Raw genomic sequence first — 18356 nt, 5'->3', positions numbered from 1 at the left:
CTCCAATAAAAAGACCGGCGGCGAAATCGCGACCGGTCCGTACGGGAGTTACCCTTTCGGCCCTTTAGCGACTTCTTTAACGTGGCTGCAAGCCGACCGGCAAATCACCACGAATTCCAGCTCGGTACTTAGGACCATTGCGCCCCGGCGTCAACGGCGCGGTCGCCTGCCCCTCGACAGGCGCGCTGCCGCCCTGTATTCCCGCAGCGCCTGCGCAGGACAGGCCTTTACGGTGGAAGAGATGGAAAAGGCACAGGATCAGTCGCGTCCGCAGCCGCGCGCGGGCATCATGGACATTGCCGCCTACGTGCCGGGCAAGAGCGCCGCGCCTGTCGGCGTGAAGCTCCACAAGCTGTCCTCCAACGAGAATCCGCTCGGTCCCTCGCCAAAGGCGATCGAAGCGGCGCGAGAGGTCGCGGCGCGGCTCGATGTCTATCCGGACGGGTCGGCGCGCCGGTTGCGCGAGGCAATCGCCGAGGCGCACGGGCTCAACCCCGCCAACATCGTCTGCTCCAACGGCTCGGACGAAATCCTCGGCCTTCTATCGCAGATCTACCTGTCGCCCGGCGACGAGGCGGTCATCACCGAACACGCCTTCATGGTCTACAAGATCTATATCCAGACCGCCGGGGCGACGCCGGTCGAGGTCAAGGAGAAGGACGAGCGGGCGGACGTCGACGCCATGCTCGCCGCCGTCACCGATCGGACGAGGATCGTCTTCCTGGCCAATCCCAACAACCCGACCGGCACCTACCTGCCGTTCGACGCGGTCAAGCGGCTCCATGCCGGCCTGCCGGGGAACGTGCTTCTGGTGCTCGACGGTGCCTATGCCGAATATGTGCGGCGCAACGACTACGAGGCCGGGATCGAACTGGCCGGCTCCAACGCCAACGTGGTGATGACGCGCACCTTCTCCAAGCTGGGGCTCGGCGGCGCGCGCATCGGCTGGATGTACGGGCCGCTGGCGATCGTCGACGCGGTCAACCGCGTCCGGGGGCCGTTCAACGTCAACGCAACGGCGATCGAGGCCGGCATCGCCTCCATCCGCGACCGTGAGCACCTTGCCCGCAGCGTCGCCCACAACGAGCGCTGGCTTGCTTGGCTGACCGGAGAGTTCGAGAAGCTCGGCTTGCGGGTGACGCCGAGCGTCGGCAATTTTCTCCTCGTCCATTTCCCCGGGATCGAAAAACATTCGGCAGCGAAGGCCGACGATTACCTGACCGCGCGCGGCTACGTGCTGCGGCGTGTCGCCGGCTACGGTTTTCCCAATGCGCTGCGCATGACGGTGGGAACGGAGGAAGCCAATCGCGGCGTCGTCGCCGCGCTCGCCGAATTCCTGAAAGACCAGTCGTGACAGCTCCAAAAATGCCCGAACCCTTGACCGACCCCTTGTTTGACAAGATCGCGCTGATCGGCATCGGCCTGATCGGCTCGTCGCTGGCACGGGTGATCAGGCGCGAGAAGCTGGCCGGCCACGTCGCCATCGCCACGCGCAGCGCCGCGACGCTGAAGCGGGCCGAGGAACTGGGGCTGGGCGACAGCTATTTCACCGATCCCGCCGAAGCGGTGCGCGATGCCGATCTCGTCGTCGTCTCGGTCCCGGTGGGTGCGTCCGGCGCGGTGGCCGAGGAGATCGCGTCGGCGCTGAAGCAGGGCGCGATCCTGACCGACGTCGGATCGACCAAAGCCTCGGTGATCGCGCAGATGCAGCCCTTCGTGCCGGAGGGTGTGCATTTCATTCCCGGCCATCCGCTGGCGGGTACGGAAAAGTCCGGTCCCGACGCGGGCTTCGCCGACCTGTTCGAGAACCGCTGGTGCATCTTCACGCCGCTGCCCGACACCGATCCGGCCGCGCTTGAAAAGCTGGCCGAATTCTGGCGCCGCTGCGGTTCCGATATCGACACCATGGACCCGCAGCATCACGACATGACGCTGGCGATCGTCTCGCACCTGCCGCACATCATCGCCTACAACATCGTCGGCACCGCCGACGACCTGGAATCGGTGACCAAGAGCGAGGTCATCAAATACTCGGCCTCCGGCTTCCGCGATTTCACGCGCCTCGCGGCCTCCGATCCAACGATGTGGCGCGACGTGTGCCTGCACAACAAGGACGCCATCCTCGAAATGCTGGCGCGCTTTTCGGAGGATCTCGCCTCGCTCCAGCGGGCGATCCGCTGGGGCGACGGCGACAAGCTGTTCGACCTGTTCACCCGCACGCGCGCCATCCGGCGCTCGATCATCGAGGCGGGACAGGAAATCGACGCGCCCGATTTCGGCCGCCAGGCGCTGGAGCATCCGACCAAACCATGACGGCGCCGCGCCGCTCCTCGGGATTGTCCTTCCACGTATATTCTTAGCCGTCCGTGCCTGTCGGGGCTGGCGCCGGCGGCTATTTCGCCGGATACTCGTGCTGCCTGCGGCGGACGGGCCGCCGCGTCGCATCGTTCTCGGTTCCAGCGGGAGACGCTTCCATGGCAGACGACAAGCACGGCAGCATTCAAAGGCGCGCATACGAGATATGGGAGCGGGAAGGCCGGCCGGACGGCGCGCATGAGCGGCACTGGCGCGAGGCCGAAAGAGAAATCGCGGCCATGCCGGCAGCCAGTGCGAAGCCGGCGAAACGCAAGGCAGCGGAGCCGGCCGTCAAATCGGCCAAAGCCGTCAAGTCGGTGAAACCGGCCAAGGCCGCGAAGCAGAAAACGGCTGCGACCAGAAAAGGTTGACGCCGTCCGCCCGACGACGATCCGTGTATGGGGCGGACCGGTCCGGACCGGCGATAGAGCAATTCCAGCAAAAGTGCGCAGCGGTTTTGCGGCCGGAATTGCGTAAAAACAAAAAGATAGAGCATTGAAGGCGATTCTGTTTTCGCCGGAAATGCTCTAGACATCTGCGGCCGCATGACCGAGCCACCTGGCTGCTTTGGGCGAATGCCTTGCGGCATCGATGCGGTTTTGCGCTTGAAGGACACGTCCCCGAGCCTTGGACGACCCTCCCGCCTCCCGACGCCAATCTGAAACCTGCTGCAATAATGCCGACGGCCATGCGGCATGAAGCGGATACAGCGGGCCATCAGACAGGGCAACGAAGCAGTCGGAGCCTGTCGACATGAATGTGCTTCGGAAGACTTTTCCGTGGTTGCCGGCGGCGATGGGTGTCGCGTCCGTTCCGCGCGAGAGCCGTGACGGCGCTTCCAACGCTTTCGCCTGAATGGCGAGGATGGGCCGCCTGCGCTCAATCCGCCGGATTGTCGGGCGGGTCGAACCGGTAGCCCGCGCCGCGTATCGTCGTAATGGTCTCGGTGTCGAGCTTGCGGCGCAGCCTGACGATCCGCGAATCGATCGAGCGGTCGAATGCGTCGGTGCTTTCTGCCGGTGCGGCTGCAATGATGTCGTCGCGCGTCAGCACCTTGTGGGGGCTTGCCATGAAGAGTTTGAGAAGGGCGACCTGGCCCGGCGAAAGCTGACCTTCGTCGCCCGAGCGGTGCATGACCATGGCCGAGCGCAGGTCGACCGTGGCGTTTTCGAGCACCAGCAACTCCTGGCGGTTGCGTCCTCGGCGCGCCAGCAATCCGCCGATGCGGGCGGCGAGCTCGCGCACGACGAGCGGGCTCTCGACGACGTCGGCGGCGCCGAGTTCCAGCGCAAGGACCCTGTCGACGAGTTCGCCGCGCCGGCATACCAGGATGAAGTCGGGACCGCCTTCGCGCCCGTGGCGCCTGAGCAGGTCGCGGCCCTGTGCCGGGCTCATTGCGTCGCCGACGACGGCCACGTCGATACGGCCGCCATCCAGAAACGCCTCGGCTTCCCAGGCTTGCGCGGTCATGCGCACATCATGGCCGCGCCGTTCGAGATGAGCGCGGAGATGGTCGCGAACACTTTCCGCAACGCAGATGAGCACCACCGTCGCCCGTGCCATGCCACCCCGTCACAGCCACAAACATGAGCCCTGGACAATATGTTTACACCCAATCTACCTTCCGCTGAAAGCGGGGACAAAGCGGCCGTGCGCGCCAGGATCATCATCGTCGAGGACGAGCCGGACCTGAGGGACGCCGTGGCCGAATATCTGGCCGCAAACGGCTATGAGGTCGAGACGGCGTCGAACGCAGCGGAAGCGCGGCCCATGCTGGAAGGGGGCGTCTTTCACCTCGCCATCCTGGACATCGCCATGCCCGGAGAGGACGGCCTGTCGCTCGGACGCTGGTTGAGGTCGCTGCGGCCGACCGGCATCATCTACGCCACCGCGGCGGGAACCGCGCTCGACCGCATCGTCGGGCTGGAGCTCGGCGCCGACGACTATGTGGTCAAGCCATATGAGCTTCGCGAGCTCCTCGCCCGCGTGCGCTCAGTCCTGCGCCGGGTGCCCGAACCTGTCGCGGCCAAGGCCGAAGCCCGCCCGGCGCCGCGTCGGTCGATCCAATTCGGCCCACACCGCGTCGATCTCGACAGCCGGCGGGTCACGGGTCCCGGCGGCGTCCCGATCGAACTGGCGAAGAGCGAGTTCGACGTGCTGGAGATTTTCGTCACCCGCGCCAACCGCCTGCTGACGCGAAGCGTCATTTCGGGGGCGATCGGCCTCGGCGAAGACCCCGAATCCTCGCGCGCCGTGGATATCCGCGTCATGCGGCTGCGCAAGAAGATCGAGGCCGATCCGTCGAACCCGAGATTCCTGCGCACGGTGCGCGGCGAAGGGTATATCTTCTCGCTATCCGCCGGCGACGAAACAGGATCATGAGCGCGGATTTCCCGTTCTTCAGGACAGAGGCGGCACTGCCGAGCACCGGGCGCGCGCTGCAGGAGGACAGTGTCGCGGTAGCCGCCGCCCGCATCATGCGCAGGCTGCGCCTGGCGATTGACTGGCGGCAGGACATCGACGAAATCCTCGAACTGCTCGGCCGCTCCTTCCGCGGCCACCGCGCCATCGTCTTCAGCCTGGAAGACGCGCCCGGCGAAGGTCTGACGCAGACGGTGGAGGCGTACTGGGTCGACAAATCGATCGCCGCCGTGTCGGCGCCGCCTTCGATCATTCCGCAGGCGATCGTGCACATGGACCCGCTGATGGGGCGTGTTGCCGAAGAAGGCCGGCAGGGCAAGATGTTCGCCGGCCTCACGCGCGACATCGAAGGATTCCTGCGCCGGGATTTCGAGAACCAGCACATCAAGTCCTTTCTTTCCGTACCGATCCTCGCCAACGGCAGCGCCTGGGGCTCGATCGCCATCAACGACTGCGTCAACGAGCGCGTCTGGACCGACGAGGAGCGCGCGGCGATGGAGATCGTGGCGCTGGCGCTTTCGGATGCCATCGAGCGCTCGCTGTCCGACTATCATGTCTCGGAAGTGATCCGGGCAGCGATGCTGCAGGCATCGCTCGATGCCGTCATCGTCGTCGACGAGAGCGGCAAGATCGTCGAGTTCAATCCCGCGGCCGAAAAGCTGTTCGGCTGGCCGAAGGCCGAGATCGTCGGCAGGGACGTGCTGGAGACGATCATTCCGCACTACTACCGCAAAGGCTTCTCGAACGGCGGCGAGTATCTGGCGGGGCGCGGGGCGCCGATGGTGGGCCGGCGCATGGAGACCGTCACCCAGAACGCCGCCGGCGAGATCGTCCCGATCGAACTGACGGCGATGGAGGTGAAGGTCGCCAACCGGCGCATCGTCATCGGCTCGGTGCGCGACCTGCGCGACAGGCTGCAGGCGGAGGAGGAAATCCATCGCCAGCGCGAGAAGCTGCACCAGAACGAGAAGATGGCGGCGATGGGCTCGCTGCTCGCCGGCGTCTCGCATGAATTGAACAACCCTCTGGCGGTGGTGGTGGCGCAGTCGACGCTGCTGCACGAGTTCGCGCCGGACGCGCAGACCAAGGTGCGGGCGGAAAAGGTGCGCGCCGCCGCCGAGCGCTGCGGCCGCATCGTCAAGTCGTTCCTGTCGATGGTCAGGCTGCATCCGTCCGCGCAGGCCGAGACCGATCTCAACCAGGTGGTGCGCGCGGCATTGGAGCTGACCGCCTATGGCGCGCGCTCGAACGGCATCCTCATCGACAGCGATTTTGCCGAGGGGCCTCTGCTGGTGATGGCCGATGCGGACCACCTTACCCAGGTGGCGGCGAATTTTCTCATCAACAGCCAGCACGCGCTGGCGGGCGTGCAGCACGGGCAGCGCTCGATCAGGGTGCGTACCTACCGCGCCGCCGGCGGCAGTGCCGGTTTCTCGGTCGAGGACAACGGGCCGGGCGTGCCGGAGGCGATCCGCGACCGCATCTTCGAGTCCTACTTCACCACCAAACCGGTGGGCGTCGGCACCGGCATCGGCCTTTCGATATCGAAGTCCATCGTCGAACGGCACGAAGGCCGCGTCCGGTTCGAGGAAGTCAAGCCGCACGGCGCCCGCTTCGTCGTCGAGTTGCCCGGCATCGTCTCCTCAGGCCTGCACGTCGCCGAAGGCGCTGCCGGGTCGCCGGGCCTGCGGCGTGCCCTTATCATAGACGACGAGCCGGACGTCGCCGCGTCGTTGTCGGACATACTGGACCTGATGGGGATCAGGTCGGATGTCGCCTCGAACTGGCTGGCCGCATCCGAGATGCTGAAGGCCGGGCGGCAACCCGATATAGTCTTTTCCGACCTGCGCATGCCGACCGTCAGCGGCATGAGCATCTATCGCCAGCTTCTTGACGAGTGGCCCCTCCTGGCGCGTCGTTTCGTGCTGGTCACAGGCGATCTCGTCGGAGCCAAGGCCGAGATCGAGGCGCTGCCGGTAAGCGAGCGGCCGTTCATGCTGGAGAAGCCGTTCTCGACGCTCGACATAAGGGGCGTGCTGGCCGCGATCAGCGACGGCGCAGCGAGCCATTGAAGCATGTCGCGCAAAAGTGCATAGCCGTTCTGGGGCAACGTCATGCGAAAACAAAGGCTTGCAGTGCGGCACGTGAACCTGGCCAAGCGAGTCGCACTGTAGCGGGCCAGCTTTTCGGCCCGCTGCTTCAGGCATAGACGACCAGCAGGTCCTTGGCGTCGATCTGGTCGCCGGCATGGACGAGCACTTCGGCGATCGTGCCGTCACGCTCGGCATGCAGCGCCGTTTCCATCTTCATGGCTTCGATCGACAAAAGTACGTCGCCGGCCCTGACCGTCTGGCCGGCCACGACCGAGACGCCCGACACCACGCCCGGCATCGGCGCGCCGACCTGGGCATCGCTGCCGGCGTCGGCCTTGCGCCGTGCCTTCGCGGCGGAAGCGCCGTGCACGCGGTCCGGCACCTTGACGCGCCGAGGCTGGCCGTTGAGCTCGAAGAAGACGGTGACCATGCCCTTGTCGTCGACGTCGCCGATGGCGAGACAGCGGATGACGAGGGTCTTGCCCTTCTCGATATCGACGAAGATTTCGTCCTGCTGGTCCATGCCGTAGAAATAGGTCAGGGTCGGCAGCACGCTGACCGGGCCGTAGGTTTCCTGCGCGGCGGCGAAGTCGGAAAACACCTTCGGATACATAAGCCAGGAGGCGAACTCGAATTCGGAGAGGCTTCGTCCCAGTTTCTCCTCGATCTCCTTGCGGCTTTTTGACAAATCCGCCGGTGCGAGCAGCGAGCCCGGCCGCACTGTATAGGGCTTGTCGCCCTTGAGCGCCTTCTTCTGCAGCGCCTCAGGCCATCCACCCGGCGGTTGGCCGAGATCGCCGCGCAGCATGGAGACGACCGAATCCGGGAAGGCGATGTCCCTGGCCGGGTTCTCGACGTCGGCGACGGCGAGGTCCTGGCTCACCATCATCAGCGCCATGTCGCCCACCACCTTGGAGGACGGCGTGACCTTGACGATGTCGCCGAACATCAGGTTGACGTCGTGATAGGATTGCGCCACCTCGTGCCAGCGCGTTTCCAGCCCGAGCGAGCGCGCCTGCTCCTTCAGATTGGTGAACTGGCCGCCCGGCATCTCGTGCAGGTACACTTCCGAAGCGGGTCCCTTCAGATCGCTCTCGAAAGCGGCGTACTGGTTGCGGACGGCCTCCCAGTAGAAGGAGATTTTCCTGATCCATTCGGGGTCGAGACCCGGATCGCGGTCGGTGCCTTTCAGCGCTTCGACGATGGAGCCCAGGCAGGGCTGCGAGGTGTTGCCCGAGAAAGAATCCATCGCCGCGTCGATGGCGTCGGCGCCTGCCTCCACCGCGGCGAGCACCGTCGCCGCCGACAGGCCGGACGTGTCGTGCGTGTGGAAATGGATCGGCAGGTCGGTCGCCTCGCGCAGCGCCTTGAACAGGACGCGCGCCGCGCCGGGCTTCAAGAGGCCTGCCATGTCCTTGACGGCGATGATGTGGGCGCCGGCGGCTTCCAGTTCCCTGGCCAGCCCGGCATAGTAGTTCAGGTCGTATTTAGCCCGGTCGGGGTCGAGGATGTCGCCGGTGTAGCACATCGCCGCCTCGATCAGCTTGCCTTCGGCGCCGACCGCGTCCATGGCGACGCGCATGTTCTCCACCCAGTTCAGGCAATCGAAGACGCGGAACAGGTCGATGCCGCCGGCGGCCGCCTGCCTGACGAAATGCTGCACGACGTTGTCCGGGTAGTTGGTGTAGCCGACGCCGTTGGCGCCGCGCAGCAGCATCTGCAACAGGATGTTGGGCGCCTTTTCGCGGATCAGCGCAAGCCGCTCCCACGGGTCTTCGGTCAGGAAGCGCATGGCGACGTCGAAGGTCGCGCCGCCCCAGCATTCGAGCGACAGCAGTCGCGGCAGCGCCCGCGCGTAGGTGCCGGCGATCGCGGCGATATCGTGCGTGCGCACGCGCGTCGCCAACAGCGACTGATGGCCGTCGCGCATCGTCGTGTCGGTAACCAGAACCTCTCTCTGCGCGCGCATCCATTGGCCGAACTTTTCCGGCCCGAACGCGTCGAGCCGCTGGCGTGTGCCGTCGGGGACCGGGCCGGTGAACCAGGGGATAACGGGTGCTGCGGCGGCCGGATTCGGCTTCGGCCGGCCGCGCGTCTCGGGATGGCCGTTGACGGTGACGTCGCCCAGATAGTTGAGGAGCTTGGTGGCGCGGTCCTGACGCCTGACCTGGCTGAACAGTTCCGGCGTCGTGTCGATGAACCTGGTCGTGTAGGAATTGTCGGCGAAAGCCGGGTGGTTGATGATCGCTTCCAGAAAGGTCAGGTTCGTGGCCACGCCGCGGATGCGGAACTCGCGCAGGGCGCGGGTCATGCGCGAGATTGCTTCCTTGGGCGTCGGCGCCCAGGCCGTCACCTTCTCCAGCAGCGGATCGTAGTAGCGGGTGATGACGGCGCCCGAATAGGCCGTGCCGCCGTCGAGACGGATGCCGAAGCCGGTCGCCCCGCGATAGGCGGTGATGCGGCCGTAGTCGGGGATGAAATTCTGTTCGGGGTCCTCCGTGGTGATGCGGCACTGCAGGGCATGGCCGTTGAGACGGATGCCGTCCTGCGCCGGCACACCGCTCTCCGCCGTGCCGATCGCGGCGCCGTCCAGGATATGGATCTGCGCCTTGACGATGTCGATGCCGGTCACCTGCTCGGTCACCGTATGCTCGACCTGGATGCGCGGATTGACCTCGATGAAGTAGAATTTTCCCGTGTCGGCATCCATGAGGAATTCGACGGTGCCGGCGCCGACATAGTCCGTCTCGCGGGCGATCTTCAGCGCGTGGCCGCACAGTTCCTGGCGCTGCGCGTCAGTGAGATACGGCGCCGGCGCGCGCTCCACGACCTTCTGGTTGCGGCGCTGGATCGAGCAGTCGCGCTCGAACAGATGCACGACGTTGCCGTGGGTGTCGCCCAGCACCTGCACCTCGACATGGCGGGCGCGCTCGACCAGTTTTTCGAGATAGACCTCGTCTTTGCCGAAGGCGGCCTTCGCCTCGCGCTTGCCCTCGTTGACCTCACGGGCGAGGTCGGCTTCGGATCGGATGGCGCGCATCCCGCGTCCGCCGCCGCCCCAGGACGCCTTGAGCATGACCGGGTAGCCGATCTGCTCGGCCAGTTTCTTCACCGCTTCCATGTCGTCCGGCAGCGGATCGGTGGCCGGCACGACCGGCACGCCGACCTCTATCGCCAGGTTGCGGGCAGCGACCTTGTTGCCCAGCCGGCGCATCGTCTGCGGCTTCGGGCCGATGAAGGTGATGCCGTTTTCGGCGCAGGCCTCGGCGAATTCGGGGCTTTCCGAGAGTAGCCCGTAGCCGGGATGGATGGCGTCAGCGCCGGAGAGCTTCGCCACCCGCATGATCTCGTCGATCGACAGGTAGCTCTCGATCGGCCCCATGTCCTTCGCCAGCCATGGCCCGCGCCCGACCTGGTAGCTCTCGTCCGCCTTGAAACGGTGCAGCGAGTATTTGTCTTCCTCGGCCCAGATCGCCACGGTCTTGATGCCCAGTTCACTCGCCGCGCGGAAGACGCGGATGGCGATTTCGGACCGGTTGGCGACGAGGATCTTGCTGATGGCCAAGAACGCGCTCCCGTAGCGTAATGTTGAGGAGGCTCATGAATAACGGGAAAATGCTGCAGCGCAACCAAAAATACATTGCATCAATTCAACCGATTGAAATCGACTTCAATTCGCCTTTGCCGGCTTGGTGCCCGACGGCATGAAAAAAGCCCGGCGCTGGGCGCCGGGCTTCGATTCTTGAACGAAACGGTGTGGCTTACTTCTTTTCGAAGTAGCCGATCTTGCCGTCGTCGCCCTTCTTCCATTCGTAGATGACGTAGTTGTTGCCGGTGGTGTCGCCCTTCTCGTCGAAGCTGAGGTCACCGATAACCGTTTTCCACGGGCCGTCCTTCTTGAGGGTCTCGGCGACCTTGGCGGGATCGTTCGAGCCGGCCTTGTTGGCCGCCTCGACCATCACCTGCACGGACGCATAGGAGTAGAGCGTGTAGGCTTCCGGCTCGAAACCGGCCTTGCGGAACTTCTCCACGACTTCCTGGGCGTTCGGATTGTTGCGCGGGTCGGGCGCGAAGGTGTTCAGCGTGCCGATGACGGCGTCGCCGGCGATCGCGGCCAACTCGTTGGAGACGATGCCGTCGCCCGAGAACAGGATCGCGTTCAGGCCCTGGTCGTGCGACTGGCGGATGATCAGGCCGGCTGCCGGATGCAGGCCACCCCAGTAGATCAGGTTCACGCCGGCTTCCTTCATCTTCGCGATGAGGGCCGAGAAGTCCTTGTCGTCGGGGTTCACGCCTTCATACATGACTTCCGGATGGTTGTTGGCTTCCAGCGCCTTCTTGGTCTCGTCGGCGAGGCCCTGGCCGTAAGGCGTCTTGTCGTGGATGACCGCGACCTTGGCGTCCGGGAAGTTGTCGGCGATGTACTTGCCGGCGATGGCGCCCTGCTGGTCGTCGCGGCCACAGATGCGGAACACGTTGGACATGCCGCGCTCGGTCACCTGCGGATTGGTGGCTGCCGGCGTGACCATCAGCATGCCGTTCTCGGCATAGACCTCGGAGGCCGGAATGGTGACGCCCGAGTTGAAGTGGCCGTCGACGAACTTGACGCCGTCAGCGACGAACTTGTTGGCGACGGAGATGCCCTGCTTCGGGTCCGCCTGGTCGTCGCCGACCGAAAGGACGATCTTCTCGCCGTTCATGCCGCCGGCCTCGTTGAGGTCGGCCACGGCCTGCTCGGCGCCCTTCTGCAACTGCGCGCCATAGGCGGCGTTCGGACCCGTAACCGGGCCGGCGACGCCGATCAGGACGTCGGCCCACGCGCTGCTACCGAACGCGACCAGCGCGGTCAGGGCCACGGCCGACAAGAGTGATTTCTTCATTGATACGCTCCCATTTACGGAGTGGGCGTGGATGATGCTTTCATGCGATGCCCACCCTTATCGCAGAAAGGTCAGTTTGCCCATTTCCGGGCCGTTGTCACGCCGTTTCGTCCCGAAAACGGCGTTAATCATGAACGTCAGCCTTTTGACTTCCAGCTCAACAAGGAAGATCGTTCATAAAGCCAATTGTACTGCGTCACCATCTGCTCGGTGCGTGTGTACTGGTAGCCGAGGAAGCCCAGTATCATCAGCACGATCGTATCGACGATATAGTAGTGCAGGGAGAACATGGTGCCGTCGAACAGCGCATGGTGGATGAAGCGCACGGCCAGGCCGAGCCCGAGCAGGTAGAAGAAAAGCACGGTGGGACTGCGCCAGGTCTGCGCGGCCGCCTTGCCCGTCAGCCAGGCCGCGCCGCCGCCCAGGAGGACGGTGATGAAGAGGAACTGCCAGATCGAGCCTTCTTCATGGAGGATACCCTGCATGGCTTCACTCTCCCCGTCTCAATGATGGCCGCCTTCGAGATAGGCGGCGCGCACTTCTGGATTGGCGAGCAGTTCCTTGCCGGTGCCGCTCATGGTGACGTTGCCATTGACCATGACATAGCCGCGGGTCGCCAGCTTGAGCGCGCCGAAAGCGTTCTGCTCGACCAGGAAAACCGTCAGGCCCTGCGTGCGGTTCAATTCGCCGATCGCGTCGAAGATCTGCTTGACGATCAGCGGCGCCAGCCCCAGCGACGGCTCGTCGAGCAGCAGCAGCTTGGGGCGGGCCATCAGGGCGCGGCCGATCGACAGCATCTGCTGCTCGCCGCCCGATAGCGTGCCGCCGCGCTGGCCGATGCGTTCCTTGAGGCGCGGGAACAGCGTGAACACCTTCTCGACGTCCTCGTTGTAATATTTGAGGTTGTCGAGGCTGGCGCCCATCTGGAGATTTTCCATCACCGTCATGCGCGGGAAGATGCGGCGGCCTTCCGGCGACTGGGCGATGCGAAGACGCGCGATTTCATGGGTCGGCAGCTTGGTGATGTCGGTGCCGGCGAAGGTGATCGTGCCGGTCCGCGCCTGCGGCTTGCCGAAGATAGTCATCATCAGCGTCGACTTGCCGGCGCCGTTGGCGCCGATCAACGCGACGACCTCGCCTTCCTTGACCTCGACATTGACGCCGTTCAGCGCCCGGATGTTGCCGTAATAGGTGTGGACGTCCCTGACGTCGAGGAGCGTTTGACCGGCCATCACTTACGCCCTCCGCGCTTACCTGCCGCGGGCCTGGCGGTTCGTCTCCCGGCAGCCGCACGGGCGGACGCGTGGCTTGTCGCGACCTTGCCGGCATCGACGCGCTTCGAGAACTCGGTCTCCTTGCCTTTAGCCAGAAGCTTCGCCTGCTTCACCCATTCCTCCCGGGCGATGCGCCCGTCGAAGGCGAGATAGGTTTCGGCGAGCGTCACGTCGGCCTTCTTCCAGTCCGCGATCTGGTCGAAATGGAAGATGCCGTGTTCGTTGAGCTTCTTTTCGTTGACCGAGCCGATGCCCTTGATGCGGGTGAGATTGTCGGGCCGTCCGCCACGCGGCGCGGCGAGGCGGTTGGAGAGACCGGCCGTCTTCGCCGGGGCTCCGGTCGCCGGCGCCGTCCGAGCCGGAGTCTTCCGGGCTGGTGTCTTCGCCGCGGCCGGCTTCGATGACGTTCCGGCGGACCTTGCGGCATTAGAGGCTCTGGCTGGCGCCCTTGTCGTGGGCGCGCCTGCCTCGGGCGCCGCTGATTTCGTCTTCGGCGCGGCCGCTGCGGCTCCGGACGCGGCTTTCGATCGGCTTGCCCTGGACTGGGCGGAAGCTTTGCTGCGCGCGCCGGCCTTGGGCGCCGCCGCCGGTTTTGCGGCGGCCGCTGCGGTGTTTTCCCCGGCAACCCGGCGCTGGCGCGCCTCGACCTGGGCGGCGCGCGAGGCGCCTTTCGAGACGGTGACGCGCTCGCCCTCGTCGCCATGCTCCACCGAGTCGGAGATCGGCCCGGCCATCATGGACGCGGAACTTCCCGGCCCGTGCCCGGCATCGGGGCCGGTATCGAGCTGCTCGATGACCTCGTCGTCGCCGACTTCCGTCAGTACGTCCTCGACCTCTTCGTCGTCGACGCCGAGATAGGCGGCGATGACCTTCGGATCTGTGCGTACGGCTTCGGGATCCCCATCGGAAATCTTGCGGCCATATTCCAGCACGACGACATGGTCGGAAATCTGCATGACCACCGACATGTCGTGCTCGATCAACAGGATCGAGGTGCCGGTGTTGTTCTTGATGTCCATCAGCAGCGTGTTGAGCGCCAGCGACTCCTTCGGATTGAGGCCGGCGGCGGGTTCGTCGAGACACAGAAGTTCAGGCCCGGTGCACATGGCGCGCGCGATTTCCAGTCTGCGCTGGGCGCCGTAGGGCAGGTCGCCGGCGGGGTCGTCGGCGCGATCGATCAGCTCGGCCTTTTCCAGCCAGTGCTTGGCGAGCTCGATGGATTCGGCCGATGCCTGCCGGTAGGAGGAGAAGCCGAACAGGCCGAGGAAGGTGTAGCCGGAGGCTTTCATCAGCTTGTTGTGCTGTGCCACCAGGAGGTTTTCCAGCGCCGTCATGCCGGAGAAAAGGCGGATGTTCTGGAAGGTGCGCGCCACCTTGGCGCGCGCCGGGATCTCGTGGTTCGGCAACCGCTCTAGAAGATAGCTGGAGCCGTCGCGGCGGTTGAGCGTGATCATGCCCTCGGTCGGCTTGTAGAAGCCGGTGATGCAGTTGAACACCGTCGTCTTGCCGGCGCCGTTGGGGCCGATAAGCGCGGTGATTTCGCCGCGCCTGGCCTGGAAAGACAAGTCGCCGATCGCGACCAGGCCGCCGAACTTCATCGACAGGTGCTCGACGTTGAGGATGGTGTCGGTCATGGACGCGTCGGTCGTGGACATAGGTGTCACCGAAGTGGTCGTGCTCGCGTTCATCAGCCGTGGCCCTCCTTGGTGAAGGAGCCGGAGACGGCCTTGCGTTCCTTCAGGAAGGCTGTCGGTTCGCGCGAGCCGACGAAGCCGCGCGGCTTCCACAGCATGACGATGACCATGGCCATGCCGAACAGAAGCATGCGGTAGAGTTCGGGCGTGAAGTCCGGCCCGAAGATCACCTTCAGGAACTGCAGTTCGCGCAGGATCTCGGTGCCGCCGATCATCACCACCGCCGCCACGGCGATGCCACCGAGCGACCCCATGCCGCCCAGAACCACGATGGCGAGGATGATCGCCGATTCCAGGAAGACGAAGGATTCGGGACTGACGAAGCCCTGGCGGGCGGCGAAGAAGGAGCCCGCGAAGCCGCCGAACATGGCGCCGGTGGCGAAGGCGGTCAGCTTGGTGGTGGTGGTGTTGATGCCGAGCGAGCGGCAGGCGATCTCGTCCTCGCGCAGCGCTTCCCACGCCCGCCCCACCGGCAACCGGCGCAGCCTGATCGTCACGAAGGCGGTGAGCAGGCACAAAAGCAGGATGAGATAATAGAGGAAGATCTTGTAGTAGACGCCCGATGTCGCCCAGCCCATCACCTTGGCGATGTAGTTCGGGTCGCTGACGTTGAAGGACATCAGGCCGAAGAAAGACACTTTCGGAATGCTGGAGATGCCGGCGGAGCCGTTGGTGACGACGCGCCAGTTCACCAGCACCATGCGGATGATCTCGCCGAAGGCCAGCGTGACGATGGCGAGATAGTCGCCGCGCAGCCTGAGCACGGGGAAGCCGAGGATGACGCCCCACATCGCAGCCATGATGCCGGCGCAGGGCAACAGGATCCAGAACGACAGACCGTAGTGCGAGGCCAGCAGCGCATAGGAATAGGCACCCACGGCATAGAAGGCGACATAGCCGAGGTCGAGCAGGCCGGCGAGGCCGACGACGATGTTCAGGCCCCAGGCCAGCATGACGTAGATGAGAATCTGGATGCCGAAATTGTCGACCCATTTCAGCGATCCCTGCAGGCCGACCAGCGACACGGCCACGACCGGGAACAGGAACAGGATGAGGATGCCGATCTTGTTGGAGTTGCGGCGGATGAAGCCGGGCTCCTTGACGACGACGGGCGCCTTGGCCCGCTCGGCCTTGGCCCGCTCCATCGCCGGCGCAATGAAGCCGACATAGAGGAAGCGGCCGAGCATGGTCAGCGCCACCACGGCGGCCAGCAGCCCCCAGCGTGGCACCAGGACCAGTTCGTTGCGGATGTTCTGGTCGGTCTTGAGCCCGATCAGCAGAACGAACATGCCGAACGAGACGACGCCGGCGAACAGCGCCTCGCGCACGGCGCGCGCGACAGGGTTGGCGGCTTCGCGCGAAGCGGAAACGGTGGCGGTCATGCTCAGACCTTTTCGACTTCGGGCCGACCGAGAAGGCCGGAGGGCAGGAAGATCAGAACGATGGCCAGGATCGAGAAGGCGGCGACGTCCTTGTAGTCGATGGAGAAGTAGGCCGACCACATGCTCTCGATGAAGCCGATCAGCAGTCCGCCGACCACCGCACCCGGAAGCGAGCCGATGCCGCCCAGCACCGCCGCGGTGAAGGCCTTCACGCCCGGGACGAATCCGTCCGAGAAGGCGACCACGCCGTAATACATCAGGAACAGCGTGCCGGCGACGGCGGCAAGGGCTGCGCCCATGATGAAGGTGAGCGAGACAGTGCGGTCGACGTCGATGCCCAGCAGCGCCGCCATTTTCTGGTCCTGCTCACAGGCGCGCTGCGCGCGCCCCAGCGGCGTGCGGTTGACGATGTACCAGAAGATCGCGAGCAGCACTGCCGTGACGACGACGATGATGATCTGCTTCAGCGAAACGCTGACGCCGCCGATGTTGTAAACCTGGCTGACCATCGGCGGGATCGGCTTGTTGCGCGGGCCCTGCGTGACCTGCACGAAGTTCGACAGAGCGATCGACATGCCGATGGCGGTGATCAGCGGCGCCAGCCGGAAAGAGCCGCGCAGCGGCCTGTAGGCGACCTTCTCGATCACCCAGTTGTAGAGGCCGCTCAGAAGCATCGCCACGATCATCATGATCAGCAGCGCCACCACGACGGGCACCGAATAGAACAGCGAGGTGAGGATGAGGAAAACGATCAGGGCGATGAAGGCGCCGACCATGAAGAGGTCGCCGTGGGCGAAGTTGATCATGCCGATGATGCCGTAGACCATCGTGTAGCCGATCGCGATCAATCCGTAGATCGACCCCAGCGTCAGCCCGTTGATCACTTGCTGAACGAAGTACTGCATATTCTACAATGCTCCCCTGGAACGTCGTCCGGCTGGACGCGTCCTTTTTGGTATTTCCCCTAGTCCTAAGGTTTCGAGCCCGGATTGCAACGTGATTTTTCGCGCGGCTCGCGCGAAATTGAACCACCTTTCCAATCGACCGCTTCTTACCCGGCTACCCCGATGGACCATCGCGGACCCTATCATTGGCACAACGCAATGTCTTTGATGATTCCCATGAAAACGAAACGCGTTTTCGAAGATTCCGCCGGGAAACAAACCTGTCCAGACGAAAGATTGCGCTCTTGAGACGAGGTGTCAGCCCCTGTTTTCCCGCCTCAATTCGGCGAATTCTTCCTATTTGACCACGAAGCCATGCGCGAACGGATCGCGGTCGTCGATGAAGATGGTGTTGAACCCGGTCTGCCTCGCCCATCCGCCGATCGACGGGACAATGGCGGGCCTGTCGCCGACGCTCACGTCCTTCTCGACGCGGCCCTTGAACAGCGAGCCGATGATCGATTCATGCACGAATTCGTCGCCCGCCTTCAGCCTGCCCTTGGCGCGCAGCTGCGCCATCCGTGCCGACGTGCCGGTGCCGCAGGGCGAGCGGTCGATCGCCTTGTCGCCGTAGAACACGGCGTTGCGCGCATGGGCTTGCGGATCCCTCGGCGCACCCGTCCACAGCATATGCGACAGGCGGTTGATGCCGGGGCTCTCCGGGTGGACGAATTCGTATTTCTCGTTCAGCCGCTGGCGCACCACCGGGCTCCAGGCGATCAGGTCTCCGGCCGAATGATCGGCCAGGTCGGAATAGTTCTTCTGCTTTTCCACGATGGCGTAGAAGTTGCCGCCATAGGCGACATCGACGACAATCTCGCCCAGCACGGGACAGTCCACCGTCAGGCCCTCGGCGTAGAGGAAGGAGGGTATGTTCGTGATGCGTACCTCCTCGACGAAGCCATCGACCTCCTTGTATTCCGCCTTCACCAGACCGGCCGGCGTGTCGAGATGGAGCACGCCCGGCGTCCTCGGCTTCACCAGCCCGTTCTCTATGGCCATCGTGACGGTGCCGATGGTGCCGTGACCGCACATCGGCAGGCAGCCGGAGGTCTCGATGAACAGGATCGCCACGTCGCAATCGTCGCGCGTCGGCGGGTAGAGGATCGAGCCCGACATCATGTCGTGGCCGCGCGGCTCGAACATCAGGCCGGTGCGGATCCAGTCGTACTCGGCGAGGAAATGCGCGCGGCGCTCCATCATGGTCGCGCCGTTCAGGCGCGGCCCGCCGCCCGCCACGAGGCGGACGGGATTGCCGCAGGTGTGGCCGTCGATGCAAGTGAAGGTATGGCGCGACATGGTGGCTGGACCCG

At 64.8% G+C, this 18356-nt stretch carries 14 protein-coding genes and 1 riboswitch; of the genes, 5 read left to right on the top strand and 9 right to left on the bottom strand.

What is annotated here, in order from left to right; genetic code table 11:
* Positions 1-44 precede the first annotated feature (44 nt).
* Positions 45-121, bottom strand: a riboswitch (SAM riboswitch).
* 120 nt (positions 122-241) lie between these two features.
* The 3 genes from ABMA46_RS00965 (at position 242) to ABMA46_RS00955 (ending at position 2726) form a co-directional block, all read left to right on the top strand.
* On the top strand, positions 242-1354 hold the full coding sequence (locus ABMA46_RS00965) for a pyridoxal phosphate-dependent aminotransferase (RefSeq protein ID WP_348997415.1): 1113 nt from the start codon (positions 242-244) through the stop codon (positions 1352-1354).
* A gap of 11 nt (positions 1355-1365) precedes the next feature.
* Positions 1366-2313 carry a prephenate/arogenate dehydrogenase family protein gene (locus ABMA46_RS00960; protein WP_425475669.1) on the top strand — a complete coding sequence of 316 codons (948 nt, stop codon included), beginning with the start codon at positions 1366-1368 and terminating at the stop codon, positions 2311-2313.
* Between the two features lie 161 nt (positions 2314-2474).
* Entirely contained in the window at positions 2475-2726 is a 252-nt protein-coding gene (locus ABMA46_RS00955; RefSeq protein WP_348997414.1) for a DUF2934 domain-containing protein, read from the top strand.
* Positions 2727-3234: 508 nt separating this feature from the next.
* On the opposite strand, the gene ABMA46_RS00950 is transcribed toward ABMA46_RS00955, so the two are convergent.
* Positions 3235-3918 (bottom strand): response regulator transcription factor, encoded by a 684-nt coding sequence (locus tag ABMA46_RS00950; protein ID WP_348997413.1) that lies wholly within the window; start codon positions 3916-3918, stop codon positions 3235-3237.
* A gap of 87 nt (positions 3919-4005) precedes the next feature.
* Between ABMA46_RS00950 and ABMA46_RS00945 the strand changes: the two genes are divergently transcribed.
* Both ABMA46_RS00945 and ABMA46_RS00940 read left to right on the top strand, forming a co-directional pair.
* Entirely contained in the window at positions 4006-4737 is a 732-nt protein-coding gene (locus ABMA46_RS00945) for a response regulator transcription factor (protein ID WP_348997412.1), read from the top strand.
* A 95-nt stretch (positions 4738-4832) separates the two neighbouring features.
* A complete protein-coding gene (locus ABMA46_RS00940; protein ID WP_348997906.1) occupies positions 4833-6848 on the top strand; it encodes an ATP-binding protein in 2016 nt (671 codons plus the stop codon).
* A 127-nt stretch (positions 6849-6975) separates the two neighbouring features.
* Here the strand turns inward: ABMA46_RS00940 and pyc are convergent, their stop codons facing one another.
* From pyc to ABMA46_RS00900, 8 genes are all read right to left on the bottom strand, one after another.
* Positions 6976-10434: a pyruvate carboxylase gene (gene pyc / locus ABMA46_RS00935; RefSeq protein WP_348997411.1), complete on the bottom strand. Its 3459-nt coding sequence runs from the start codon at positions 10432-10434 to the stop codon at positions 6976-6978.
* Positions 10435-10630: 196 nt separating this feature from the next.
* Positions 10631-11749: a branched-chain amino acid ABC transporter substrate-binding protein gene (locus ABMA46_RS00930; RefSeq protein ID WP_348997410.1), complete on the bottom strand. Its 1119-nt coding sequence runs from the start codon at positions 11747-11749 to the stop codon at positions 10631-10633.
* Positions 11750-11886: 137 nt separating this feature from the next.
* Positions 11887-12234, bottom strand: a complete 348-nt coding sequence (locus tag ABMA46_RS00925) for a DUF6867 family protein (RefSeq protein WP_348997409.1) — start codon at positions 12232-12234, stop codon at positions 11887-11889.
* Between the two features lie 18 nt (positions 12235-12252).
* A complete protein-coding gene (locus tag ABMA46_RS00920; RefSeq protein WP_348997408.1) occupies positions 12253-12981 on the bottom strand; it encodes an ABC transporter ATP-binding protein in 729 nt (242 codons plus the stop codon).
* Positions 12981-14711, bottom strand: a complete 1731-nt coding sequence (locus ABMA46_RS00915) for an ATP-binding cassette domain-containing protein (RefSeq protein WP_425475668.1) — start codon at positions 14709-14711, stop codon at positions 12981-12983. Before ABMA46_RS00915 ends, ABMA46_RS00920 begins: the two co-directional genes overlap by 1 nt.
* Positions 14711-16099, bottom strand: a complete 1389-nt coding sequence (livM, locus tag ABMA46_RS00910; protein ID WP_348997407.1) for a high-affinity branched-chain amino acid ABC transporter permease LivM — start codon at positions 16097-16099, stop codon at positions 14711-14713. The genes ABMA46_RS00915 and livM overlap by 1 nt, the downstream gene beginning before the upstream one ends.
* A gap of 2 nt (positions 16100-16101) precedes the next feature.
* Positions 16102-17004 (bottom strand): branched-chain amino acid ABC transporter permease, encoded by a 903-nt coding sequence (locus ABMA46_RS00905; protein ID WP_348997406.1) that lies wholly within the window; start codon positions 17002-17004, stop codon positions 16102-16104.
* A gap of 336 nt (positions 17005-17340) precedes the next feature.
* Positions 17341-18342, bottom strand: a complete 1002-nt coding sequence (locus ABMA46_RS00900) for a 4-hydroxyproline epimerase (protein WP_348997405.1) — start codon at positions 18340-18342, stop codon at positions 17341-17343.
* Positions 18343-18356: the final 14 nt, after the last annotated feature.

Source organism: Mesorhizobium hunchu, assembly GCF_040081975.1.
In the GTDB taxonomy this organism is placed as follows: domain Bacteria; phylum Pseudomonadota; class Alphaproteobacteria; order Rhizobiales; family Rhizobiaceae; genus Mesorhizobium; species Mesorhizobium hunchu.
This window is presented reverse-complemented; position numbering and strand designations above follow the sequence as displayed.